Here is a 24345-nt window from a genome sequence, read left to right as displayed (position 1 = left end):
CCTTACTTCAGCCCGGCGTGCATCTTGTCGATGATCGCCTGCGCATATTCGTCGGTCTTCGCGGTGCCGCCCACGTCGTAGGTGACGCGCTTGCCTTCGTCCAGCACCCGGTACATCGCCTTCTCGATCCGGTCCGCCGCCTCCTTTTCGTTGAGCCAGCGGAGCATCATGACGCCCGAGATCAAGACGGCCGATGGATTCACTTTCTTCTGGCCGGCATACTTCGGCGCCGAGCCGTGCACCGCTTCGAAGATGGCGCAGTTGTCCCCGACGTTGGCGCCGGGCGCGAAGCCGAGGCCGCCCATGAGGCCGGCGCAGAGGTCCGTGAGGATGTCGCCGTACAGGTTGGGGAGGACCAGACAGTCGAATTGGCCGGGGTTACGGACCAGCTGCATCGAGCAGTTGTCCACGATGATGTCGCCCGTCTCGATGTCCGGATACTTCTTGGCGGCCGCCCGGAAGGCCTCCAGGAACAGGCCGTCCGTCATCTTCATGATGTTGGCCTTGTGGACGCAGTAGACTTTCTTGCGTCCGTTGTCGCGCGCCCATTTCAGCGCGAAGTCGGCGATCCGGTACGATCCGGGCCAGGTGATGACCTTCAGGCATTGCGCCACTTCGTCCGACACCATGTGTTCGATGGCCGCGTAGGAGTCTTCGGTGTTCTCGCGGAAGTTGATGATGTCCAGCTTGTCCCACGGCCGCTTCAGCGCCGGGATCAACCGCACGGGCCGCACGTTGGCGTAAAGGTCGAACACTTTGCGCAGCGTGACGTTCGCGCTCTTGTGGCCGGTCCCGATCGGGGTCGTCGTCGGGCCCTTCAGCGCGACTTTGTTCTTGGCGATGCTTTGGATCGTCTTGTCCGGCAACAACGTGCCGTGCTTTTCGAGACAGTCGAGCCCGATGTCCTCGTACTCCCATTTGATGTCGACGCCGCTCGCGTCGATCACCATGCGCACCGCCTCGCAGATCTCCGGGCCGGTGCCCTCTCCCGGGATCATCGTGACCACATGCTTCGCCATCCTGAACCTCCTCCCTTAAGCAGCAAGGGCGATCGGACCATCCGTACCCCTTCGGATGCGTACCAGTGCAAACGAGATTCCAGAAGTGCCAAGCGCTGATTGGAGACAGGGCCCAAGAAAATGCAAGGCATTGTGATGGACGTCGGCGATCTGTGTGCGCCACGCCGGATCGATCGGTGCATCGACACACGGTCTGCACGAGCGGCAGTGCGTGTATGCTCGCCGGGGGAAAGGACAGGGAGTCAATGGTTCGGCGCGAGGGCCGGCGCAGGCCGGGACAGGCCGGCCAGTTGAACGGAGCCGGTGACGACGACGACGCCGTGCGGACCGGCCGCCTGTATCGCCCGGGCGACCGCGAGGTCCGGCTCGTCCACAATTTCGGCGGCCACATGGGTTTGGCCGCGCCACTGCTCCGCCAACAAAGCCGGGTCGATCGCCGTCTCCTGCGGACAGCGGGTGAAGATGATGCGGTCGGCGGACGTATGGGCCAGATGCCGGATCATCGCGCTGTAGTCCTTGTCCTTGGCGATGGAGACGACGAGTGCCTGCCGCCGACCTTCGAAGGTATGCCGGAGGGTCGTCGCCAACTGGGCCATGGCGGGGGCATTGTGGGCCCCGTTGACCAGCAGGGTCGGGGTTCCGTGATAGACCTCGCAGCAGGCGCCCAGATCGATCCGTTCGTAGAGGGTCTGCACGTCGAGGTCGGTGAGATCCGGCACCAGCCCGCGCCGTCGCAATACATCGTAGGCGGCCAGGGACAGGGCCGCGTTGGTCGCCATGAAGGTTGCAGGGGAGTCGAGCATGACCTGGTCCCATCGCCGAGCGCCGACGCGGATCGAACAGACCGTCTGGAACCCGCTCTGCAGCACCTCGGAGACCTCATAGTCCCGGTCGATCAGAAGGAGCGGGGCCTGTACGTCCGCGGCGCGCGCCGTGACTACGGCGCGCGGCCCCTCCGCCATGGGTCCACAGACGACCGGAGTCACGGGTTTGATGATGCCGGATTTCGCTTCGGCGATCCGTTCCAGCGTCGCGCCCAGCAGATCCATATGGTCGTAGTCGACGTTCGTGATCACCGACACGTCCGGAGCGATGACGTTCGTGGCGTCGTGTGTGCCGCCGATGCCGACCTCGATCACCGCATAGTCCACCTTCGCGGCGTTGAACGCGAAGAAGGCCCCGACGGTCAAAAACTCGAACGGACTGAGCTGCTCTTTCTCCAACCCCTCCACGTCCATGAAGGCCTTGACGCGGTTGCAGGCATCGACCAGCGCCTCTTCGCTGATCGGCCGGCCGTTCACGGAGATGCGTTCGCGGAAATGGGTCAGGTGCGGACTCGTGTAGAGCCCCACGGTCATGCCGCCCGCACGAAGCAGCGCGGCGATCATGCGGCTGACGGTGGTCTTGCCGTTCGTCCCGGTCACGTGGATCGAGCGATAGTGCCGGTCCGGACGGCCGAGCGCGTGGAGGCATCGAGCGACCGCTTCGAAGTTCACGGTGCCGTCGGAAGGCCGGCCGTGCGACAGGCAGGCCGTTTCCACTTCACGCAAGAACTCGGTGACCTGCGCGAACGAGGAAAAGGGGACGGCCCAGTAGGGAGGAAAGTGATCGGAATTCCATTCGGGCATCGCCATGCTCCGTCTGACGCTAGACCTTTTCTGCCATGTCGTCGGCGGTTTCCGCGCCCATCATATCGTCGATCTTGGCCCATCCTTCGCCGCCTCCGTGCCGATAGAAGACCCGCTCGTTCGGGTCCAGGACGACCAGCCGGAGCCAGCGGTTGTTGAACAGTTGTTGGAGCAACGGCTGGCGCGCGATGACGGCGGAGACCAGGCGGCGCGGCGCTTCGATCACGGCCGTGAGCCGCAGCGGCTCGTGATAGGGGCTCGCGCCGTCGAAGAGGGATTGCACGGGCAGACCCATGCGAAGATCGCTGTGGTTGCCGGTCATCACGCCGATGCGCCCGGTGACGTTGTGGTACACCTTGCTGCCGCTGCCGTAGACCTCCGGCGCGACGGTCGAGAAGTAATACTCGCTGTTGATCCACTGTGCCACGATCAACGGCGCGGTCATGATCACTTCGAGCAGCTTGCCGTCCTGGTCGATCGTAGAGTCGTACGAATGGAGGAACGAACGGCCCTCCAAGCTGCGCCCGCGTGTCAGACGCCGGCCGCCGATGATAAACCAGCCGTTCCGTGCGAGCCCCCATTCCGGCCGAACTTCCGCCCAATCCAAGCTCCGGCGCTCCACGGCCGCGCGGGCCTCGCCGGCCGCCGCGCCGGGCAGGGCGACGAGCGCGCGGACCCGTTCCACGGCCGACGCGGCGCCGGCGCCCGCCACGTCTTCGAGCACCTGCGCCAATTCCTTACGGTGCGTCGCCGGCACGTCTTCCAGATCTTCGACCGCCAGCCGATCGGTGGTGGTGTCGTGGACCGCGGCGACGAAATGGGTGTCGGCCGGGATGATGAGCCCGCGCGCCGCCAGCAGCTGGCGCACCTGCGGCCGGTTGGCGATCGTGGCGAAGGTGCGGGCGTTGGGTAATCCTTGGCTGCCCCCGCAGGCGCCGCAGTCGAGCGCCGACTCGTAGGGATTGTTCTGCGACGTGCTCCCATGGCCGCAGAGGAAGACGAGCCGCGCGAACGAAGACGTGAACCCCATCAGCTTGAGCGCCGTCTCCACGTAGTACGCCTGCTCTGTCGGCGTAAAGCCCGTGCGGGTGATGCGCTCGATACGCGCCGAGGTGTCGCGCGGACTGATCCGACACTCGCGCCGCAGTTCTTCGAGCAGCTGCGCTTCGTGCGCCGTGCCGAGCACCAGCAGATGCCCGAGCTCGCCCGGCGTGACGGGGGAGGCCGGCACCGCTTCCAGCGCCTGTCGGCGGATGCGCTCGAGGACCTGCGGCGTGAGCAGCGCCCCGTCGATTGTGAATCGTTCGCGCAGCCAGCGCTGGAGCCGCATGCGCTGATCGGCGGCCACCATCTCGTCCGCTTCCGCCGAGGTGAGCTTGTCGACCGTCATGGTCGTCGCGACGCGGGGCGCCAGGCGCCGCCGCAGCCAACCGGCCAGGCCGTGGTACCAGCGGGGCAGCAACGTTTTGGCCAGGAGCGGCCAGCCGAACCACCACCCGACCGCCTCGACCATCACATAGGGCGTCACGACGTTGTGTTTCAGATCGTGCAGCAATTCGTGCCCCACTTTGGCGGCCTGGGCCGTCGCCTTGCGCCGCTGCGCCGCCTGGCCGTCATAGGTCCGAGGCACTTCGCGCAGCGCATGCTTCGGCTTGAGGAGCACCGGGCAGAGGTCCGATTCATGCGGCTCGTCCAGAGAGCGGAAGGAGACGGGCAGGCCGAAAAAGCCGGCGAAGCCGAAGGTCTCGTAGCCGCCCCGGTCTTCGAGGTGGCGGCGAAAAACTTCCGACCGCACGTCGATGCAGAACACGAACTGCGCCAGCGGGCGTGCGGAGACAGCCGTCCCCATGTCGCCGGCAGCGGCGGGCATGGTGTTGAGCCGGTCGAGCATCGCGCGCTCGGCCGTCAACTCCGAGGCCTCCAGCCATGTCCGGCTGTGCGACCGATCGGAAAACGTCCGGATCCAATCCAGCAATGTCGCGAGATCGCTGGGCGGCGTCTCGGCCATCAGCTCCGGTTTCATGCCGACCGCCTCGGCCAGCGCGATGAGCGCCCGCAACTGATCGTGGATCTCCTGCGGGCGCCGTCCTTGCCGCGCCGCGGCATACCACCGCCGGCCGAGCTCGTCCCACGCCCGCGCATCGGCCGTCCGGCGCCGGCCGGTCAACCGCGCCGCTTCCGCCGCGGCTCGGTCCGGCAGCCGGCCCGCGACCAGCGTCCGCCGGAGCCATAGGGCGTGAGGAAACCGCCGCGCGTACGCTTGCAAGGCCGCCGTGTCGCCGGCGCAGTCGAGCGCCCGCCGGCAGGCGACGGCGACCAATTCACGCTCGTAAAACAACCGGACGGCGAGATATTTGACGAGATCGATGCGATAGGCGTCCTGCCACGGATGCCCGGTCTGCTCGGCTCGCCACTTGATGAAGCCGGCCCAGCCCGGCAGGGCGGCTAAGTGGAGCGAAAGATAGTCTTGCCAAGCGAGCGGCGGGACCTTCAAGGCATCGAGCGACTCCAGCAGCGCATCTTCCGGGCGGTCGGACAAGGCGGAGATCTTCTTCGCGGCGCCGCGGATGCCGAGCAGCCGGAGGCTCACATCATGGCGCGCCGCCGCTTTCCATGACCGGAAAAACGTCTCCTCCCGGCAGGGCATCGGCCAGGCCGCCTCGCCTTCGTCACAGAAGGCCGCGCACCACTTGATCATCTGGCGGTTGATGTCATCGACGAGCGTCGCCCCCAGCGTGCGATCGCACCAAGACGCAAGGGTGTCGTGACGGAGCCAGTCGTCGCTCCCCTCGCGGTCGAGGTCTTCATGGTCCTCCCATCGATTCTGCGGCAGCGCCGCCTCCGCCCACGGCCTGAGAGAGGTGAAGAGGTCGGGAGCGTCCGTCGCCCCCGGCGTCGTGCAATCAGCCGCGCGTTGTAATGTGATGCCGTGAAGCAACGCCAGTCGCAGCACCTCCACATGAGAGAGCCGGTGATCGCCGAACTGCACGTGTTTGTCCTCGGCAAGAGGTTGAAGCACCTGCTCAACCGCGGCGGGGGAAATGCGGCCTTCTCGGAATTGCTCGCGGTACCACTCAGTCGGCAAGTAGCCGCGGCCGCCGAACAACTGCTCACCCCGCTGCACGGCCTCGTGGAAAGGGAGGGACTCCAGCCCTTGAAGCGGATTGCGCGAGATGAAGGTCCGCATCGGCCACAGGCGGGCGACGGTCTCCCCGGCGAGATTGACGTAAGACCGCAGCTCCATGCGCTGGGCGTCGGTGTAGTGTCCGATCATGCTCGTCCTCCATCCAGGCCCGTGTCGCCGATAATGAGCAAGAAGAAGGCCGGAAGAACAAGAAGAGCCGGGCGTCGAAAAACCCGTACATCGCGAGCAAAAAGAATATGAGAGAACGATGCTCTCCGCTCGAAGCGCGGTGAACCGGTGCGGCGACACACGAGCCGTGCGGAGATGCACGAGACGGCCGGGCACTGATGTGACGTGGGAGGAAAGGCGGCAGCGGGAGCCGCGGGCGCTTCCCGCCGCTGTTGAAACAGTTGCTACTGGTTGGTCGAGGCGTCGGGGCGATTGTTCGTCCAATAGGCGGCGTCGGGCAGGCCTTTTGGTTCGATGGTGAAGGGCCCGGCCTGGCCGAACCCCGTGCCGCTCAGCGTCACGGTGGCGCCGGGCGCCGCTTGCGCGGGCTCGAGCACGATCGGTGGCGCGGCGGCCCAGGCGGCGCGCGGGAGGGTGAAGCCCGCGAGAAGAACCAGGGCGAGTCCGGACAGGCCTCCTGTCCAGCTGCTCTCATGGCGTACGATCATAATGCCTCCTCGGTTCGATACCCTTGTGTCCTGTGCTTGCGTTGAAGAGAAAGAAGCTCATGTGGAACGGCGCAGCGTCTCAGCCGATCCATAATGGCCGCGCCGAGGCCCAGCTCGGGACAGGGCTCGACGTACAGCCGATCGAGTTCCAGCCGGTCCAAACGCCGGAGCGCGGCGAAGAGGTTCGCGGCGGCTTCCGCGAGATCCCCCGAGGACGACAGGACTTCGACGGCGCAGAAGCGGCCGCCGAGACGGTGGTGAGTCGCCGGGGACATGGCCAAGAGACCGGCGCGTTCCTGCGCTTCGGGGTGCCTGTCTCCCGACAAAATCGTGACGGGAGTGCGCGTCGCATAATGTCGGGGCGATTGTCCCGGGGCCAGCGAGACGGAGCCCTGCGAGGCCGGTCCTTCGACCAATCCGATGACGGCCTCGATGTCCTGCCGCGCGATTCCGCCGGGACGCAGCAGCCGCGGGGTGGAATCGGCGAGGGAGAGGATCGTCGATTCGACGCCGATCGGGCAGGGGCCGCCGTCGAGGATCACCGAGACCTCTTCTCCGAGGCCGTCGAGGACATGGGATGCGGTGGTCGGACTCACATAGCCGAATGGGTTGGCGCTGGGGGCGGCGATGGGAATGCCGGCTGCTTTCAGCAACGCCCGCGCGACCGGATGGGCCGGCTGCCTCACGGCGACGGTCGGCCTCCCCGCCGTCACGGCGTCGGGCACGCGCGCCTGCTTGGGAAGCACGAGGGTGAGCGGGCCCGGCCAGAATCGCTCCATGAGCCGCTGCGCGCGCGGTGGCACGTCGCGGACGATGAGATCGAGCCTCGTCCGATCGGCGACATGGACGATGAGGGGATCGAACGCGGGACGCCGCTTGGCGCGGAACACCTGCTGCACGGCGTCGGGATTCAGCGCGTCGCATCCCAGGCCGTACACCGTTTCCGTCGGGAAGGCGACGAGCCCGCCCGCGCGGACGGTATCGGCTGCGACGCGCAGCGCGGCCGGATCGTTACCGGGCAGGATCATGAGGACGCCTCCGCCACCGGCGTCAATACTCCGGACGGCCGCCGTGCGGGTACGTGCGTTTGCACTTGATGACCAAGATGTGCTTGCCGCGGCCCTCCACGCACTCATCGAGCGAGGGAGAGAAATCGATCGTGCCGTCCTGTGTGATCGTGAAAGGGAAATCGAAGGTGAAGCTCACGAACTTGTAGCGCCCCGGCTGCAACGTGAGCTGCCGCGCTTCAGTCGTGCGATAGGCGTCGGACGTTTCCGGGTCCGACGTCCAGATAGAGGGCGTGACGCCCGGTATCTGCCACCAACTTTGGGAAACGAGGGCGGTCGCATCGATGGTAATGGGGTAGAGCGGTGCCGGTGTTTGCGAGGCCCGGCCGGTGGCGGGGAAGGTTCCCGTCAGCGCCGCGGTGAGGAGCATGCAGGCGGCGAGACTGCGCAGGCGGTAGAGGAGCTGCGATCGCGAGATGGAGAGTGACATGGCCGGTTACCGCTCCTTTCTCATCGCGACGCGCCCGATCGAGGCGCCCACGAAGATTTCTTCGACCGGACGGCTGTCCCACTCAGCGTGGGTCTCCAGTCCCATGATGCGCATGACGGTCGCGCCGGTATCGATGAGCGAGACCGGTCCACGAATCGCGTAGCCCGACTTGATGCCGTAGCCGGAGACGATCCATGGCACGCCGGCCGCCCGCGACGTGGCCGGGCCGCTCAGCGACGTGACCGCGATCGCCGTCCGTTCCAGCAAGCCGTGGGATCGGTAGAGGTCCAACACGTCGCCCATCGCTTGGTCGACAGACCGCAAGGCCTGCCGATATTCATTGGACGACCAACCCTGGGCCTGTCCGGCGCGCTCGGGCGCGGGGAGGTGCACGACCAGGAGATGCGGGAAGGCGAGAATCGCGTGACCGTACCCATGGCCGCTCGCGGCTTTGGCAAAATACTGTTTGATGTAAGCGACCAGACGCCGTGGAGTGCATTCCGGCTTCAGTGGTCCGCAGAGCTGGTAATCGGTGTAGGGTTCGGGCTTAGCGAGCTGGTACAGCGATTCATCCATGAGGAAGATCGCGCTGTCGCGTCCGCCGCTCAAGTCCAGATAGTCGAACAACGTGGGCGGCCGGGGATAGCCGCGACTGAATTCAAAACTGTCCCAGGTGATGCCGTGTTTGGAGACGGGCAGTCCCGTCAGCAGCGAGGCCATCGCCGGCAGCCGGACGAACGGTGAGGCCGCCTCGGCGGACCACGTGACGGAGCCATCTTTCACCAGCCGGCTGAGGACCGGCATGGGGCCGGCCTTGAGCGCTGGCTGATCAAGGCCTTCCAATACGAACAGCACGACGTGCTCGGCCTGTCCGGCAGCCGGTCCCGCAGCGGGCGTGAAACCGGCGGCGTGGAGCGGCACGTCGGAGAAGATCGTCGCAATAAGGATGGCGCACAGTGTGATGGCTTGCATGAGGCCTCCGTCGGTGGATGAATGTGCGATGTGCCGACGTGCAAGGGAGATTCCCGGGGTGGACAGGCCGGGAGCGTTGCGGCAGAAGAAGCCCAAGGCCGCTCCTGTTCAATCGATCGATCGGCGCGGCACTGCACGGAGCCGGTCGGCCGTGCCTCACGCCCGTGTACGCGCACACGCGGCGCACAGGGGCGGTGTAAGGCCGCACGGCGGACCGATGCCCCGAATGTAGTCGGTGTAGACCGGCGGCTCCAAGAATTGGGCGAAACGGATGTTCTGCAGCAGTCGGCGGCGGAGCGCTTGAACATGCGGTAAGAGTGGGATTGATCCGCGAAGGCCGGCTTCCAGCCGGCGTCGGTCAAGGACAAGCCGTCGCGGACGGTGTAGCCGATCCCTGCCGGAGCAGGCGATCCTCTATAGACTGCAGCATCATACTGTCAAAGAGGGCGACATGGCCGTTCGGCTCAACATCACCATGGATGATGACGTCTATGCCAGACTGAAGAAGCAAGTGCCGCCGAAAAAGCCCAGCTCGTTCATTTCAGCAGCGGTTCGGGCGAAGCTTCTGCCCGTGCTGAGCGAGCGGCTCCATGCCGCGGCCTTCGTCCTGCGCGCGGCCGAAACGCTCCGTGCTGGATGCTCAAGCGGGAAGGCGTCTGATGTCGAGGCGCTCCAGTGCAGCTGCGTTGAGGAGCCGGGCGTCCGCGGAGATCAGGACCGACGGCTCGTCGAGGTGGTCCTGGAGTTGGAGAGCCGAAGCAAGATGGATCGCGTCGAGGGTGCGGAGCGCATGCCGCTCCAGAAGAGAGCGTGAACGGTCCAGCACACCTTCGTCCAACGTGATTCTGACATAGGAAGGCCATTCACGCAGAAAACGACGCACGACTTCCTGGTACTGCGGCTCTTTGAGGGCGGATTCACGCACACGCCGCCGAAAAGCTGAAAAGGCTTCGGTGAACGCGATGGTGGCCGTCGCGTGTGGAGGAGCTTGTAATCGCCATGCCGTGACGTCGCGCGTCCCTGCTTCCTCGATGAATTGCTTCACCAGTGCGCTGGTATCCCAGTAATACATGTCACGGTTCGTCTCGGTCATCGAGAACCGCGCGCCCGACCGAGGGACCGTGGTAGGGCAGCGGTTTGAGCCGCCTGCTCGGCGCAGCTGTCGGCAGGATGATTTTCCCGAGCGCCGCAAGTTGCGCCAACCGAGCTTCTCGAGTTCCCGGCTTTCCCGCTTCAATTTGCTGAAGCAACGCAATGGGTCGTCCCCGGTCGGTCACGATGATCTCTTCGCCCTTCTGCGTCCGACGTAGATAGTGGGTCAAGCGGTTCTTGAGTTCTTTGACGCCGATCCGGCTCATAGTGGTGGCTATTGTAGCTACCGCGGAAGAATAGCGCAAGCGCCGTACCACAGGTGCTGCCCTTCGCCCTCACATGTGCCCCAGCTTGCGCAGCGTCTCCATTCCGCGGCCTTCGTCTTGCGCGCGGCCGGAGCGCTCGGCGATCGTGGTCGTGCGCAGTTCGGAAATGATCTGTGGAATGGTGGAAGCGCAGGACTGAACCGTGCCGGTGCAGGGCACGCAGCCCAGACTGCGATACCGCGTGCCGGTGCCCTGATCGAAGTACAGGGGCGGGAGGGGAATCTGCTCCAGCTCCAGATATTCCCAGATGTTGAGCTCGGTCCAATCGAGCAGCGGATGGACCCGGACGTGAGCGCCCGCGGGGAACGTCGTATTGAATTGGTCCCAGAGCTCGGGCGGTTGATCGCGGAAATCCCATTCGCCGTGCTTGTCGCGGAGCGAGAAGTACCGCTCCTTGGCGCGGGTGCCTTCTTCGTCGGCGCGGATGCCGAGGATGACGGCCGTCCAGCCGTGCGACGCAATGGTCTGCTTGAGCGCGTCGATTTTCATCGCCGTGCAGCAGGTGACGCGCCCGCGCTCGGGGCCCATCCCGGCCGCCAGCGCCGCTTTGTTCTGACCCACCACCAGGTTGAGCCGCCACTCACGGCAGAGCCGATCGCGATACTCGATCAGCGCCGGCATCTCATAGCCCGTGTCGATGTGGACGAGCGGGAAGGGCACATGACCGAAGAAGGCTTTGCGTGCGAGCCACAAGAGGACCGTCGAATCCTTCCCCATCGACCAGAGCATGGCGAGGTCGTCGAAGTGCTTGTAGGCCTCGCGTAAGATGTAGACGCTCTGATCTTCCAGCGCGCGGAGGTGCTTCATACAAATAGTGCCGAGTGAATGATGCTCACCCTGGCCGTCTCGTCACTCGTCACTCATCACCGGTCACTCGTCTCAGTACGCCGCCGGCTTCGACAGCGGCCGGTTCGACACCAGATCCAACAGATGCAGGCTGTCGAACTGGGCGGCGGCCGGGCCGAGCGTGATCACGCCCACCCGGCCTTCGGCCGGCAGCACTGCGTCGTCGACGGCCGCGACCTGCGCGCCGTCGACGTAGACGCCCAGCCGGCCCTTGTCGAGGTGCAAAAAGTTGATCCGTTGTACGCGGAGCGTGTGCCAGGGCCGTGCGGCGAGTTTCACCGCCACCTGACCCAGGATCGTCGCCGTGCCGTCGCTCACTCGCCTGGTGGTGACCAGGCCGGTCGAGGGTTGCAGCGTCACGGCGTAGTAATTCCGGTCGTCCCGCACGGCGAGCGCGAGGCCGGCTTCGCCCTCGCCGGACGTTTCCACAGCCCGGATCTGCACCGTGAGATCCGGATAGGTCGCGCGGGCCCGTTCCGCCACGAGCAGCCGCACGCAGCCGGGCGTCGCGCAGCGGTTCGCCTGCGTCAGGAGCTGATTCTGCCCCCCGCCGTCGCGATCAGCCGCCACTTGCCAGTCGGCCGCCTCCGACCCGCCGCTCCGCAGTGCAAGGAAGCCGGTCGGCACGGCGCCCGGCACATCCTGATCGAAGTTCCATTGCCACACGATGTCCTGCTTGGGCGGGTTGGCGTGCACCGCCACGTCCAGCACTTCCATGGAACGGGGCGGGCTGGGCAGCACCACGGTCCTGGCCTCCGGCGTCAAGGCCTTCACGAGATCGTTCGCCACGAGGTGGCCGAGCAGGCCCTTCGTGCCGGGAATCCGGTCCACGTCCTGCTTCACCAGGGCGAGTTGCCGGGTGAACGCCTCGGCATCGCGCGGCACCCGGAGGGATTCCGCTGCGACGAGGACGTAGTCGGCGATCACTTTCTCCTCGGGCCGGCTCAACAGCGCCGCGGCCTTTTGCGCCTCGCCTACAGCCTGTTCGAGCCAGGGATGGTCGTAGCGCCGCTCCCAAGACACCCATTGAATGCGGTCCCAGGCGATGTCGGCGAGGACAAGTCCATAAAACGGCGTGTCGGGCGACGATTCGGCGAGCAGCGGCTCATGTATCGCCAGCGCGGCGCCGGGGTCGTTGTTCCACCGGTTCAGGGCCCCCAGCCTCCGCCGCTCTTCGGGCGTCGCTTGCTGCGTCTGCGCCAGCTGGTCGTAAGAGGCGATGGCACGATAGAGGGTGTCGGCGGCGGGTTCGTACCCCTCGGCCACCGCCGTGAGCTCCTGCCGCCAGGTTTGGGCCTGGAGCGTCCAGTACAGTTCAGCCGCGCGCCAGAGCGCCGGCTCGTCGCGCGCCGCCAGTCCGCCCTTCGTGACGCCCTGGCGCAGAAACGCGAGGTAGGCGTCCTCGCCCCGCATCCGGTGCGTCTCGGCGTCCGTGGGATCGAGCAGCAGCAGTCGGGTGAGCAGCGCCGCGCGTTCGCCGGCCGGAAGATGGGCCGCACGGCCGACGGCCTGGCGGAACAAGAGCTCGGCCTCGGATCGTTCCCACCACCGGGCTGTGCCGGGCAGCAGTTCGCCTTTTAAGAGCCGGTTCGGGGCGTTGATGGAGGCGGGATCGAAACGCCGTCCCGCTTCCGGGCGGAGGCCGTACTGCGTGGTCGGAATCAGCGGAGCGCCCGGCAGGATTTCGTTCATGACCGCCCGGTCTTCCGCATAGCCGAACTTCTTCAGGCCGGACACGACGATGAATCGCACCTGCACCTCGCGGACCGGTCCGAAGCGCCGCTGCGCGCCGCTGACCCACCAGATTTCTTCCGGCCGCAAGGCCAGCGGAGCGGTGATGGGATCGGGATAGACGATGGTCACGTCGACGGCGTGCCCCTGCACGGTCACCGGATCCGAGCCCTTCACATTGAGCAGCGCGGTCGGCTGCGCGGGATGCACGCGCACCAGCCGCACCTCCGGAGCCGGACCGTTGTCCCGCCGGACGATTGGAGGCGAGAGGAACACGGCGGGCGGATACTCCTTCCAGTTTTCGGTGGCGCGATGGCGATCGTGCAGGAGGCCGAAACCGGCGCCGCGTCCCACCGCATCGAACACGCCGGTCTCCACATCCTGCGCCACCATGGCGGTATGGGCGTTGAGCGTGGCGTCCCAACAGTCACGCGCCCACTCCGGGCCCTGTCGCTTGCCGGCGGTCTTCAGCCGCGTGAGGCAGGACAAGTCCGCCGCCGCCCATGCTTCAATCCGGGCATGGGCGAGGGCTTCGGCATAGTTCAGCGCGAAGTGTCCGGCATCCCCGTTCTGGTTCGCCCTCGGTCCTCTCGCCTCGGCCGGTGAGGAGCTGAGTGCCGCCGCCATCAGCATGGCCGCCGCGATTGTTTGTTGCCGCCGCATGTGCATCCTCCCTGATACCATTTTTATGCGAGGAGCAGGCGCCTGGTGGTTCCCGCCGCCCGTGCCACGCGTCCCTTCGCTTCACGGACTCCTGGGCCCTTCCCCCGGCGCCGCTCCTCGCTGACATGGCGCTCCTGCAAAGGCGATTCCGGATGGATTTCCGCGACTGGCGGGCACAATCGATGTCGTCGATGCGGTGGGCCCGCAGAACGGCGTTCGTCGGCACACGCCCCGCACGAATGCCGGTGCAGAGGCGCACGCCAAGACCGTCCATCGTCAACGGTCAATCTTTAATTGGAAGAGCAGTGAGAACGCCGCATGTAGACGAGGGGATGGATCGGAAGCCGCGCCCGCGCCCGGCGAACTTTTACCGGATTTTTACAGAGCAGGTCGCCGCGATGTGGTACAAGGGCCCATGCAACTGTTTCTTCTCCTCATCATGGGCGGGGCATTTCTGGGGATGTGCCGGCGCACGATGGACGGCCTGCTCTGGGCGGGCGTGTTGCTGATCGTCTTCGTGGTCTTGGCCAGCCTCTTTCCGGACAGCGGCTTGAGAACCGCGATTCACACCGTCTTGCCGTTCTCGTTGCAGCTATAAGAGACGAGACCGAGCGGCCGATCCCTTCGAGCGCGGCTTCGACGCGCTCGTCGGCCGATCACGCCCGGTAGGTGCGGATGTCTCGAAGGTAGTCGTCGATGGCTTGTGTCGCGAGACGGAAGCATTCGCAGGCGACGGCTTGCAATCCGGAGATGTTGCGGAGCTCCACCGTGCCGTATCCGTACTGCACGAGTCCTGTCGCCTGACAATGCACCAAGGTTTCCGTCACCGTCGCCCGTTGCGAGCCGAGTTGCTCGGCGATGAACTCGTGCGTGAAGGGGAATGTCGTCGAGCCGGTCCGGTGATATTGGGCGAGCAGCCAGCGGGCCAATCGCTGTTCGACTGAGTGGAACTGGCTGCAGCCGACCGAGATGACCGCATGGCGGAAGAGCACCGTGTTGTAACGCCGGATCATCCGGACGAGGAGCGGTGTCCGAGCCAGCGACGCCCGCAAGGCCGCCGCGTCGAGGCGCAGGGCCGCGCCGCCCATCTGCACCACGATACGGGAGGGCGACTCGGTCAGGCCGTCGATCACGTACGAGCAGCTGCATCCCTCGCTGCCGATGACCGCCACTTCGACCGTTCGGCCGGCCGGCTGCATGTCCATGAGGCTGATGGCGGCATCGAGTGGAAAGTAGATGTGGCGGAGGGGGCTGCCGACGTAAGAAATTTCTTCCTTCGTCTGCAAGGATACGGGCGTGAGCGATCCGCGCAACGCCTCTTTCTCCGATTCCGGCAGCTGCGCAAGAATCTTGTTCTGTTCCAAGCTCGGCGCCATGACTGCGTCTCGAACGACCTCCCGACAGCCTACAGGGATAGGGGCATCTACGGCCCCCAGCAATCCCCTAGGAAGGGGATACAGGTAAGACTTGAGAACGGGGCCGCGGTCCCTCCATCGCGAACTGCGCGTGCATTCGGCGTCCGACGCGTCACGATCGGCCGGCTCGCTTTTTACTGACGAAATAGCATTCGCACACCATCGCGGCCAGCCGGGGCGGGCTTTCGACTTTGATCGACCCCCGGCCGCCTTGGATCAATCCCTTCGCCTCGAAGTCGCTGACCACTTGGACGACGCTCTGCCGATACACGCCGAGAATGTCGGCCAGCATCTCCTGGGTCACGGGCATGGTCCGCGTCCCGCTCTTGTCCATCGCCGTGAGCAGCCAGCGCGCGCATCGCTGCTCCAGTGAATGCAGCCGGTTGCAGGTGACGGAGAGCGCCAGCTCCGTGAACAACAGACTCACGTAGCGACGGATGCAGCGGGCCACCGAAAGATTCGACGCCACGGCCGCTTCGAACGCGTCGCTTTTCATGCGGATGACGGTGCCCGGCAGAACCGTCACCACTTTGGCCAGCGCCCCGTTCTCGTGGGCGCCGGCGCGGTTCAGTACCGAGCTGATGTCGGTGAAGCCTTCGCGTCCGACCGTCGCCAGCTCGACCGTGGCGCCTTCGGACGTCGGCATGAGCATCGACATCAACGCCGTGGTGGGGAAATAAATGTAGTGAAGCGGTTCCCCTGCCTGGTGAAGAATTTCTTTGGCATCCACCTCCTTGATTTGCATATGCGGCAGCAATCTGGAGAGGTCATGAGTAGGAACCTCGTTCAAGACCAAGTTGTTATGAACCTCTTGCTCTAATTCGGCCACAGCGACTCCTGGCGAAGCCGGCGGGAGTATGCCTGAGACGGGGAGGGGATTCTGTCGTCTGGGCGACATTCTTCTTGAAAAAACACGTCGTTAGACGCTTTTACGGGCATTTCCATGTGCCGTGGTCGGTTGTCCCCGTCTACGCAGGAGACTGACGAGACCCCTAGTTTGTCGTCTGGACGACAGAGATTACGACGAGAAGACGCGTAGGATCTCGGGTCGCGGGTTGAAGCATCACATTCAGACCTGAAGGAGGAGCAATGACAGGGGCGGTGAATGGGTTGCGAAAACAAGTACGGAACTTTGCCAGCTCGTCGGAGTCGTTGTTGTCGGCCGGCTTATCGGCGGACAATCCCCCCTTTTCCGAAGAAGAACGGCAAATGATCGCCTATTACGTCGCGGAACTGGCCAAGCTGATCGGGCCGGCCAAGAGCCTTCCCTGACTGGAGACGGGCGCGCTCGCCGGCGTCGGTCGAAATAGTGCACGACAGACGGTCGAGCGGTTCTTCTAGGGATGTGCTCAGTAGTCCTCACCCAAGTTTTTCCCGATACTACCCGCTTACGTTCCGTTCCACCGCTTCGAGGGAAACCATTCGTGAGCCGTTCGGCTCGTGCGAGACCGGATCAGATCTTTCCCGCCGCATACATGGGATCCCGCACGGCCGGCCGCGCTCTGCCGAAAGCCGCGTTTCGGGATAGGCCATGAAGGACACATCGTTCAGCGTGCTCGTGGTGGACGACCACCCGGCCTCCCTCTACCTCAAGAGCCGCCTACTGGAGGGAGAGGGCTATCGCGTGCTGCAGGCCGCAAGCGGACAGCAAGCGCTCAGCGTCGCCGCGGCGGCGCAGCCGGACGTCGTGGTGCTCGACGTCATCTTACCCGACCTGCACGGGTTCGAGGTGTGTCGCCGTCTGAAGGCCGAGCCGGCGACGTGTCGTATCCTGGTCCTCCAAACTTCCGTGGCGCGGATCGGCTTGCACGACCGGGTCAACGGGTTGGCATCCGGCGCCGACGCCTACGTCGTCGAGTCGGCGGAAAAGGACGAGATCGTCGGCGCCGTGCGGGCGCTGTTGCGATTGGCGGAGCGCGAACGCCAGTTTCGGACCATCAACGACGCTATTCCTGCACTGGTGTGGGGCTGCGATGCGGCGGGCCGGGCCGTCTATTTCAATCAACGGTGGTACGACTATACTGGTCAGACGCTCGAGCAGGCGTTGCGGGACGGATGGGCCATGGTCCTGCACCCGGACGATCGCGCGCGGATCTTGGGCTACTGGGAACGGTGTCGGATCGCCGGAGAGCCGTACGAAGGCCAGTGCCGCTATCGGGGCCGCGGCGGCGATTACCGGTGGCACGAGTTCCGGGCGCTGCCGCGCCGGGACGCGAGCGGGCGCATCGACGCCTGGTACGGGGTCAGTCTGGACATCACCGAGCGCAAGCAGTCCGAAGAGCTTTTGCGCCAGAGCTGGGACCGACTCCGCCTCGCCTGGCAGGCGACGCGCGACGTGATTTGGGACTGGGACGTGCGACAGGATGCGCTCCGGTGGAGCGGCGCGGGGACCGAGGTATTCGGATGGGCTGACGCCATGGAGGCGCCGCGGCCCGTGGCCTGGTGGATCCAGCGCGTTCACCCCGACGATCGGCCGCGCGTCGTGAAGGAGCTCTGCGCCGCCATCGAGGATCGTGCACGGCATCACTGGCAGGACGAATACCGGCTCCTGCGCGGCGACGGCGGCGTCGCCACCGTCCTGGACCGCGGCGTGATCCAGCGCGACGCGGCGGGGCAGGCCACGCGCATGATCGGCGCCGTCCAGGAGATCCCCATCCGCCGCGGAGTCCCCACGCAGCAATCTTGAAGCCGGAGTAACGGCGAGGAGTTCATGTAACTCCATGCGACAGCCGCCGGGCCGCTTCCCGATCCAACCGCCGCCGTACCATTCCCGCCGCGTGAAATCGGCATCAAGGTCAGCGAAAGACATCGTCCAGTTCTTTTCGGATCACGCGGTAGCACTCGCAGGAAATGTCTTCGAGCCCGTCCCGGTTCAGGATGTCGATGCAGCCTCGCACGTAGGCGATGTGGCCCGAGCGTTGGAAATAGCCGGCGATGAGTCCGACCGTTTCCCGGCGGACGCCCAGGATCTCGCCGATCAATTACTGCGACAGTTCGATCGATGCCTTCCCGGCCCGGTCGCTCATTTCCAGCATGACGCGGGCGAAACGTTTGCTCCACCGGATGCAACGCAACCGGCCAGTTGGAATCACCTGCCGCAAGAGCACGCCGGTGTACCGCCGCGCCAGGCGTTTCAAGGCCGGCGCCCGGCTCAGCAGCCCGTCCAAGTCCCATCGCCTGGAATCTTCCGAGGAATGACGGGACCTAGGACAACCCCTAGTTTTTAAGAAACTGTCAGGTATCCGCTTTACTGTTGGAAAGAGGGCACGTAGAATTCCCAGCCGTTCGCCCTCCTTCATGGGGCTGATCCTTCATACGGTTATGTCCAGACGAGAGCACGCGATGGCCGACAATGCTCAGATGTCCACGATCCTGATCGTCGACGACAATCCCAGCGGCCTCTATGTCAAGAGCCGCGTTCTCAGCCGGCACGGGTATCGGGTGCTGGAGGCGGTCAACGGGCAGGACGCGCTCACGATCGCCGCTGCGGCGCAGCCGGCGCTCGTCGTGCTCGATATCAACTTGCCGGATCTCGACGGATTCGAGGTTTGCCGGCGGCTCAAGAGCCGCGCTGAGACCGGCGCCATCAAGGTGCTGCAGACGTCGGCGGCCAGGATCGACGCCCGCGACCGGGTCAAAGGCTTGGAGGCCGGCGCCGACGCGTATCTGATCGAACCGGCGGAGGAAGAAGAACTCATCGGAACGGTCGGCGCGCTCTTGAAACTGGCCGAACAAGAACGGGAAAACCGCCGGCTCATCGCCCGGCTCTCCAGCACGGAGCGCCAACTGCGGGAAGCGGCCGATGCGGCGGAATGCGGCATCTGGGATTGGAACATCGGCACCGGAGCGCTCGAGTGGTTCGGCGCCCACGAACGGTTGGCAGGGATGCGGCCGGGGTCGTTCAGCGGAAAGATCGAAGCCTTCACCAACATTCTCCATCCCGACGATCGGCCGCGGGTCTGGGAGCGACTCGAAAAACTGATGGCGCGGCGCGAAACGCTCTACGCGGACGAATACCGCTTCATCCATCCGGACGGCAGCGTCCGCCACATGGAGGCCACCGGCCGCTTTTACTACGACGACGCGGGGCGGCCTGCGCGGATGACCGGTCTCGTCCGGGACGTGACGGCGCAGAAGCGGGCCGAAGAGCAACTTCTCGTCCGCAACGCCCGTCTCGCGCTCCTCGCCCGCATCAGCAAGGGACTGGGGCTCCAGGAAGGGAATAAGGGCCCGGCGTTGGACGCCCTGCTCGCGGATCTTGCCGCATCGCTCGGGTTCGAACTCTTTTTCCACTTCCAGGTCGCCGGCGGCGACCGGCTCCGCTTGATCGCCGCGGGTGGGCTGACGGCCGAGCAGCGCGGGCAGTATGCCGCGATCCGGTTCGGGCAGTATCTCTGCGGCCTGGTCGCTCAACGGCGTAAACGGCTCATCGCCGAGAATCTGCCCGACGCCGGCTACCCTGAGTCTTCCGATCTCCGCGCGGCGGGCGTGCGCTGCTATGCCGGCTTTCCGCTCATCGCGCAAGGGCGGCTTCTCGGCACGCTGGCCGTGGCCACGCGCAGGACGGACAGGTTCCAGCAGGGCGATGTCGAGCTGATCCAGACCGTGTGCGACCAACTCGCCGTGCAGTTGGCGCGCGCGGAGGCGGAGGTCGAGCGCGAGCGGGCTCAGCAGGCACTCGCGCGCCGCACCGGCCACACTCAGTGCCTGTACGAACTCGCCGGCGCCGTGAATCGCGCGGCCGACATCGCTGAATTGTACGACATGGCTCTGGATGCCATTCTCACGGTGCTCCAGGCGGAGCGGGCGTCCATTTTGCTGTTCGATGCCGGCGGCGTCATGCGGTTTCAGGCGTGGCGAGGGCTGTCCGACGGTTATCGCCGGGCGGCCGACGGACATTCGCCCTGGCGGCCGGACGAAACCGGCGCTGCGCCGATCATGATCGATGACGTGTCGGCCGCCGACCTCGACCCCGTCCTAAAGGCGGTGATTCGTGAGGAAGGCATCGCGGCCCTGGCCTTCATCCCGCTCACCTCCGGCGGCCGGGTCATCGGTAAGTTCATGGCCTACTTCGGGCGGCCTCATAGCCTGAGCGCGGAAGAAGTCGATCTGGCGAAAAGTATCGCCGACACGCTGGCCACCGGCATCGAGCGCAAGCGCGCCGAGGCGGCGCTGCGCGAGAGGGAGGCGCATCTCAGCCGGGAACTGGAAGCCACACGGGCTCTTCAGGCGGTGAGCACCGCGTTGGTCGCCACCGACGACGTAGCCATGCTGTATGAGCGCATCTTGGATGCGGCCGTCGCAGTGATGGGTTCGGAGTTCGCGAGTCTGCAGATGTCCGACCCGATACGCGGCGAGCTGCGGCTTCTGGGCTCCCGCGGTTTCACTCCCGAGGCCGCGCGCTTTTGGGAATGGGTCCGACCCGTGTCGAGGAGTACGTGCGGAATGGCCATGCGAGCCTGCGAACGTGTCGTCGTCCCGGACGTGACAGACTGCGACTGGATGGTCGGCACCGACGACCTTGCCACGTATTTGCAAACCGGCATCCGCGGCGTACAGACGACGCCTCTGTGCTCACGTGACGGTCGTTTGCTCGGGATGATTTCGACGCACTGGCGGGCGCCGCACCGGCCGCCGGAGTCGGATTGCCGGCGGCTCGATGTGCTCGCGCGACTGGCCGCCGATATCATCGAGCGCAAGCAGGCGGAGGAGAGACTCCGCGAAAGCGAGGAGCGCCTCCGGCAAGCCATGGCCGCCGCGAATTTGGGCGCCTGGGAAACCGACATCGCGACCGGTGCCAATCGCTGGGGTGAGGGACTGCCCGAGCTGCTCGGCGTGCCTGCGGAGCAGGCCGCCGACGCCGCCCGCCGGTGGGTCGAGTTCATCCATCCCGAGGATCGCCCGCGCGTGCTGGACCTGCTTGCCACGGCCTGCCGGGAAGGCACACTGTTCGACGCGGAGTTCCGGGTAGTCCGCATCGACGGCTCGACTCGCTGGTTCCACAGCACCGGCCAAGCGGCGGCGCGAAGGCAACCAGCGTGCATGGTGGGGATCGTGCAAGACATTACCGAGCGGAAGGGGGCTGAGGAGAAGCTGCGCGAAAGCGAAGCGCGCTTGCGGCTCGCGCTCGAAGGCGCCGATCTCGGATCGTGGGACGTCGATGTTCGAACGGGGGCCGCCACATGGAATCAGCGGCATGCGCAGATGCAGGGCTATGAATCTGAGGCCGGACCGGTCTCGATGCAGCGATGGCAAGAACGGGTGCATCCTGAGGACCTTCCCCGCGTCATGGCGGCGGTGGAACGGGCCAAACGCGATCGAGGCTTCTTCGCCGAAGAACATCGCCTCTTCCGGGCCGACAACGGCGAACAGCGGTGGCTCTCCTTGTACGGACGATTCTACTACGGCGAGCAGGGCGAGGCCGTACGGTTCAGCGGCGTGTCGCTCGACATCACCGAGCGCAAGCGGGCGGAAGAATGGTTGCGCGCGAGCGAGGCGAAGTATCGCTACACCTTCGAGAGCGCGGGCGTTTCGATTTGGGAAGAGGATTGGTCGGGCGTCAAAGCGCTGCTCGACGACATCGATCGACAGGGAATCACCGATCTCCGCACGCATTTGCAGCGCCATCCGGAAGTCGTGCAACGGGCGGTTCAACTTGTGCGGGTGTGCGATGTCAACGAAGAAACGGTGCGCATGTTCAAAGCGGGCTCCAAAGGAAATCTCCTCCACTCGCTCGAGGCTATTTTCGTTCCGGAAACCGCCGCTGTGTTCCTTGAAGAGATGGTGGCGCTCGCCGAAGGGCGCGATCTGCTTAATTGGCAGGTTCTGTTGCGCAGGCTGGACGGTGAGCCGTTGAACGTCCAATTTTCACTCGTAGCCCCGAAGCATGATCTGGAGTGGCGGCGCGTGTTAGTGACACTGACCGACGTCACGGCCAGGGCGCAGGCTGAGCTGGCGCTGCGCGAGGCGCAAGAGAGATTGCAAAGCTGGAACCTCGAGTTGGAGCAGGCGGTCAACGAGAAGACATCCGAGTTGGTGCAATCGGAGGCCCGGTTGCGCATGCTCGCCACCGAGCTCAATTTGGCCGAGCAGCGGGAGCGCAAGCGACTCGCCGCGGAGTTGCACGACCATCTGCAGCAGATGCTGGTGCTGGGCCGGTTGAAGCTCGGTGTGCACAAGCGCTTCGCCGACACCACGCCGGCCGCGTCGAAGGTGATGAAGGAGACCGACGAAGTGCTTTCCGAGGCGCTCAAGTACACCCGCACGCTCGTCGCCGAGCTGAGCCCGCCGGGCCTGCGCGAGCAGGGGCTGGCGTCCGGCTTGACGTGGTTGGCCGAGTACATGAAGAAGTATGAGATGACGGTGACGGTGACGGTTCCGGAGGCGAGCCATGGCGTCATTCCGGAGGACCAAGCCATCTTGCTCTTCCAGTCCGTGCGCGAGCTGCTAATCAATTCGTCCAAACATGCCGGCACGGGGCGCGCCTGGGTGCTTATGGAGCAGGACTCCAACATGGTGCGGATCGAGGTGCGGGACGAAGGCGCGGGCTTCGATCTTGCTGCTGCTGCTGCTGCTGCTGCTGCAACACCTACCGGCGGCCTCTCCTCCAAATTCGGGCTCTTCAGCATCCGCGAGCGGATGAAAGCGCTGGGCGGGTCGTTTGACATTCAATCGTCACCGGGGCAGGGAACCACGGCGACGCTGGTGCTGCCGCTCGGCGGCAGTGAAGCATTGAGTGGAAAAGCATTGGGCATTGAGCTTGAGAACGAAGTAAGACACTCCGGAAGTCTAAACGCTGGACCTCAACGCTCAACGCTTTCTGGCTCAAAGCTCCAAGACGCGAAAGTTCGCGTCTTGCTGGTCGACGATCACGCCATGGTACGGCAGGGCTTGCGGGCGATTCTGGAGGGCTATGCGGACATCGAGGTCGTCGGCGAAGCGCCGGACGGGGCGGCGGCAGTCGCGCTCGTCGGCGAACTGCGGCCTCGCGTAGTCGTGATGGACATCAACATGCCACGGATGAACGGCATCGAGGCGACCGCGCGGATCAAAAGGGACTCGCCCGATACGGTGGTGATCGGCCTCTCCGTCAACGCCGGCCCGGAGAACGACGGCGCCATGCGCCAGGCCGGCGCCGCCACATTGCTCACGAAGGAAGCGGCGGTCGAGCATCTGTATCGGGCGATTCATCAAACGCTCAATGGGACCTGAGCACGGTGCTGTTTGAGGAAGGTTTATTTGGTTTGTTTTGTTTGTTTTGTAACCGGAACTGGTTGAAAGAAGGTTTGTCTGGTTTCTTTTGTGCCGGGAGAGGACAGCGAGACGAACCAAATAAACCAGACAAACCAAACAAACGGTGCCCATCCCGCTGCCGGATTTAGGAAGCTACGGCATGCTGCGCACCGATGCGCGCGATCTTCAGGGCGGAGGCCTTTTTCTCGGCTTGGGCAAGATCGTAATCCATCTGCAAGCCGAGCCAGGTCTCCGGACTGCTGCCGAAGGCCTTGGACAGCCGGATCGCCATGTCCGGCGAGATGCCCGCTTTTTCGTTCACCAGGTTATTGAGCGTCTGGCGGGTCACGCGCAGATGCTTGGCGGCATCGGTAACGCTCAGATTAAGCGGATCGATACAGTGACGAGCGACGAGTGACGAGTGACCAGATAGACCAGACAGACGAGATAGACCAGACAAACGAGACAGACGAGACAGACCAAACAGACCAAACAAACGAGACAGACCTATCTGAAGAGCGTGGCGAGGGGGAGAGAGAATCCTGGGAGCTGAGAAGAGGTCAACGCGGCGCCTGGTTCCAGCCGCAGTTCATGAGGTTGACCGTAGCCGTGCTCCGTGAGACGAAATATTTTCACGATGTCGATTTCCGGGTCGATGATCCAATATTCTTGGACGCCGAACTGGGCATAGCGGTCGCGCTTGTAGACTTCATCGAGCTTGCGAGTCCCCGGGGAGAGTACTTCGACCAACAAGGTCGGCACGCCTTGAATATTGGAGTCGGTCACGATGGAGGACCGGTCTTTCGAGACGAAGACGAGGTCGGGTTCGCAGACATCGTGGGGAGACATGACGACGTCGTAGGGTGCGATGAACAGCTCGCCAAGAGGATGCCGGTCGAGGAAGGACATCAAAGCATAGTGGAGTCTGCTGAGCACACGCTGGTGTCTCGTATTCGGGGAAGGGGTCATGAAGTGGTCTCCATCGATCAATTCATGGCGCTTCCCGTCGTTGGGAAGAAGAGCAAGCTCTTCGTAGGTCAGTTTTGTGGACGAGCGGGACATAGCGTACCGTCTCTCTGGGAAAGGTTCTCACAGACTAGCAAGGGTCGGGGATAAGCGCAAG

General features: G+C 64.9%; 21 protein-coding genes. 4 read left to right on the top strand and 17 right to left on the bottom strand.

What is annotated here, in order from left to right; genetic code table 11:
* Positions 1-2: 2 nt before the first annotated feature.
* The 11 genes from NITMOv2_RS15075 to NITMOv2_RS15025 all read right to left on the bottom strand — a co-directional run bounded on the left by NITMOv2_RS15075 (position 3) and on the right by NITMOv2_RS15025 (position 13575).
* Positions 3-1019: an isocitrate/isopropylmalate dehydrogenase family protein gene (locus tag NITMOv2_RS15075; RefSeq protein ID WP_053380655.1), complete on the bottom strand. Its 1017-nt coding sequence runs from the start codon at positions 1017-1019 to the stop codon at positions 3-5.
* A 242-nt stretch (positions 1020-1261) separates the two neighbouring features.
* Positions 1262-2647, bottom strand: coding sequence for a bifunctional folylpolyglutamate synthase/dihydrofolate synthase (locus NITMOv2_RS15070; RefSeq protein WP_053380654.1), 1386 nt, complete (start codon positions 2645-2647; stop codon positions 1262-1264).
* Positions 2648-2666: 19 nt separating this feature from the next.
* On the bottom strand, positions 2667-5921 hold the full coding sequence (locus NITMOv2_RS15065; RefSeq protein WP_053380653.1) for a DUF2309 domain-containing protein: 3255 nt from the start codon (positions 5919-5921) through the stop codon (positions 2667-2669).
* 263 nt (positions 5922-6184) lie between these two features.
* Positions 6185-6448 (bottom strand): hypothetical protein, encoded by a 264-nt coding sequence (locus NITMOv2_RS15060; protein ID WP_053380652.1) that lies wholly within the window; start codon positions 6446-6448, stop codon positions 6185-6187.
* Positions 6445-7476 carry an L-threonylcarbamoyladenylate synthase gene (locus tag NITMOv2_RS15055; protein ID WP_083448067.1) on the bottom strand — a complete coding sequence of 344 codons (1032 nt, stop codon included), beginning with the start codon at positions 7474-7476 and terminating at the stop codon, positions 6445-6447. Before NITMOv2_RS15055 ends, NITMOv2_RS15060 begins: the two co-directional genes overlap by 4 nt.
* Before the next feature lie 22 nt (positions 7477-7498).
* The gene (locus tag NITMOv2_RS15050) at positions 7499-7945 is read right to left on the bottom strand and encodes a hypothetical protein (RefSeq protein ID WP_053380651.1); all 447 of its coding nucleotides are present in this window, start codon (positions 7943-7945) and stop codon (positions 7499-7501) included.
* Positions 7946-7951: 6 nt separating this feature from the next.
* Positions 7952-8917 carry an alkaline phosphatase family protein gene (locus NITMOv2_RS15045; RefSeq protein ID WP_053380650.1) on the bottom strand — a complete coding sequence of 322 codons (966 nt, stop codon included), beginning with the start codon at positions 8915-8917 and terminating at the stop codon, positions 7952-7954.
* Between the two features lie 640 nt (positions 8918-9557).
* Positions 9558-9989, bottom strand: coding sequence for a type II toxin-antitoxin system VapC family toxin (locus tag NITMOv2_RS25120; protein ID WP_420799901.1), 432 nt, complete (start codon positions 9987-9989; stop codon positions 9558-9560).
* A gap of 1 nt (position 9990) precedes the next feature.
* Positions 9991-10275 carry a type II toxin-antitoxin system Phd/YefM family antitoxin gene (locus tag NITMOv2_RS15035; protein ID WP_053380648.1) on the bottom strand — a complete coding sequence of 95 codons (285 nt, stop codon included), beginning with the start codon at positions 10273-10275 and terminating at the stop codon, positions 9991-9993.
* A 69-nt stretch (positions 10276-10344) separates the two neighbouring features.
* Complete coding sequence (gene cysD / locus NITMOv2_RS15030; RefSeq protein WP_053380647.1) at positions 10345-11142, bottom strand: sulfate adenylyltransferase subunit CysD; 798 nt, start codon at positions 11140-11142, stop codon at positions 10345-10347.
* Positions 11143-11214: 72 nt separating this feature from the next.
* Positions 11215-13575 carry a hypothetical protein gene (locus NITMOv2_RS15025; RefSeq protein WP_053380646.1) on the bottom strand — a complete coding sequence of 787 codons (2361 nt, stop codon included), beginning with the start codon at positions 13573-13575 and terminating at the stop codon, positions 11215-11217.
* Between the two features lie 415 nt (positions 13576-13990).
* On the opposite strand from NITMOv2_RS15025, the gene NITMOv2_RS15020 reads away from it, so the two are divergent.
* Complete coding sequence (locus tag NITMOv2_RS15020) at positions 13991-14173, top strand: hypothetical protein (protein ID WP_053380645.1); 183 nt, start codon at positions 13991-13993, stop codon at positions 14171-14173.
* A 58-nt stretch (positions 14174-14231) separates the two neighbouring features.
* Here NITMOv2_RS15020 and NITMOv2_RS15015 read toward each other — a convergent pair whose 3' ends face one another.
* Positions 14232-14951 carry a Crp/Fnr family transcriptional regulator gene (locus NITMOv2_RS15015; RefSeq protein ID WP_053380644.1) on the bottom strand — a complete coding sequence of 240 codons (720 nt, stop codon included), beginning with the start codon at positions 14949-14951 and terminating at the stop codon, positions 14232-14234.
* A 151-nt stretch (positions 14952-15102) separates the two neighbouring features.
* Positions 15103-15819: a Crp/Fnr family transcriptional regulator gene (locus NITMOv2_RS15010; protein WP_053380643.1), complete on the bottom strand. Its 717-nt coding sequence runs from the start codon at positions 15817-15819 to the stop codon at positions 15103-15105.
* 260 nt (positions 15820-16079) lie between these two features.
* Between NITMOv2_RS15010 and NITMOv2_RS15005 the strand changes: the two genes are divergently transcribed.
* Together NITMOv2_RS15005 and NITMOv2_RS15000 are read left to right on the top strand one after the other, a co-directional pair.
* Complete coding sequence (locus NITMOv2_RS15005) at positions 16080-16262, top strand: hypothetical protein (RefSeq protein WP_053380642.1); 183 nt, start codon at positions 16080-16082, stop codon at positions 16260-16262.
* 259 nt (positions 16263-16521) lie between these two features.
* Positions 16522-17676, top strand: coding sequence for a PAS domain-containing protein (locus tag NITMOv2_RS15000; protein WP_053380641.1), 1155 nt, complete (start codon positions 16522-16524; stop codon positions 17674-17676).
* A 109-nt stretch (positions 17677-17785) separates the two neighbouring features.
* Here the strand turns inward: NITMOv2_RS15000 and NITMOv2_RS14995 are convergent, their stop codons facing one another.
* On the bottom strand, positions 17786-17971 hold the full coding sequence (locus NITMOv2_RS14995) for a helix-turn-helix domain-containing protein (RefSeq protein ID WP_053380640.1): 186 nt from the start codon (positions 17969-17971) through the stop codon (positions 17786-17788).
* Positions 17972-18157, bottom strand: coding sequence for a hypothetical protein (locus NITMOv2_RS14990; RefSeq protein WP_053380639.1), 186 nt, complete (start codon positions 18155-18157; stop codon positions 17972-17974).
* A 175-nt stretch (positions 18158-18332) separates the two neighbouring features.
* Between NITMOv2_RS14990 and NITMOv2_RS14985 the strand changes: the two genes are divergently transcribed.
* Positions 18333-23201, top strand: a complete 4869-nt coding sequence (locus tag NITMOv2_RS14985) for a PAS domain-containing protein (protein WP_053380638.1) — start codon at positions 18333-18335, stop codon at positions 23199-23201.
* 166 nt (positions 23202-23367) lie between these two features.
* Here the strand turns inward: NITMOv2_RS14985 and NITMOv2_RS14980 are convergent, their stop codons facing one another.
* Together NITMOv2_RS14980 and NITMOv2_RS14975 are read right to left on the bottom strand one after the other, a co-directional pair.
* Positions 23368-23682, bottom strand: a complete 315-nt coding sequence (locus NITMOv2_RS14980) for a HigA family addiction module antitoxin (protein ID WP_238590530.1) — start codon at positions 23680-23682, stop codon at positions 23368-23370.
* Between the two features lie 47 nt (positions 23683-23729).
* Positions 23730-24284, bottom strand: coding sequence for a Uma2 family endonuclease (locus NITMOv2_RS14975; protein ID WP_083448063.1), 555 nt, complete (start codon positions 24282-24284; stop codon positions 23730-23732).
* Between the last annotated feature and the right edge of the window lie 61 nt (positions 24285-24345).

Source organism: Nitrospira moscoviensis (assembly GCF_001273775.1).
Taxonomy (GTDB): Bacteria; Nitrospirota; Nitrospiria; order Nitrospirales; family Nitrospiraceae; genus Nitrospira_D; species Nitrospira_D moscoviensis.
This window is presented reverse-complemented; position numbering and strand designations above follow the sequence as displayed.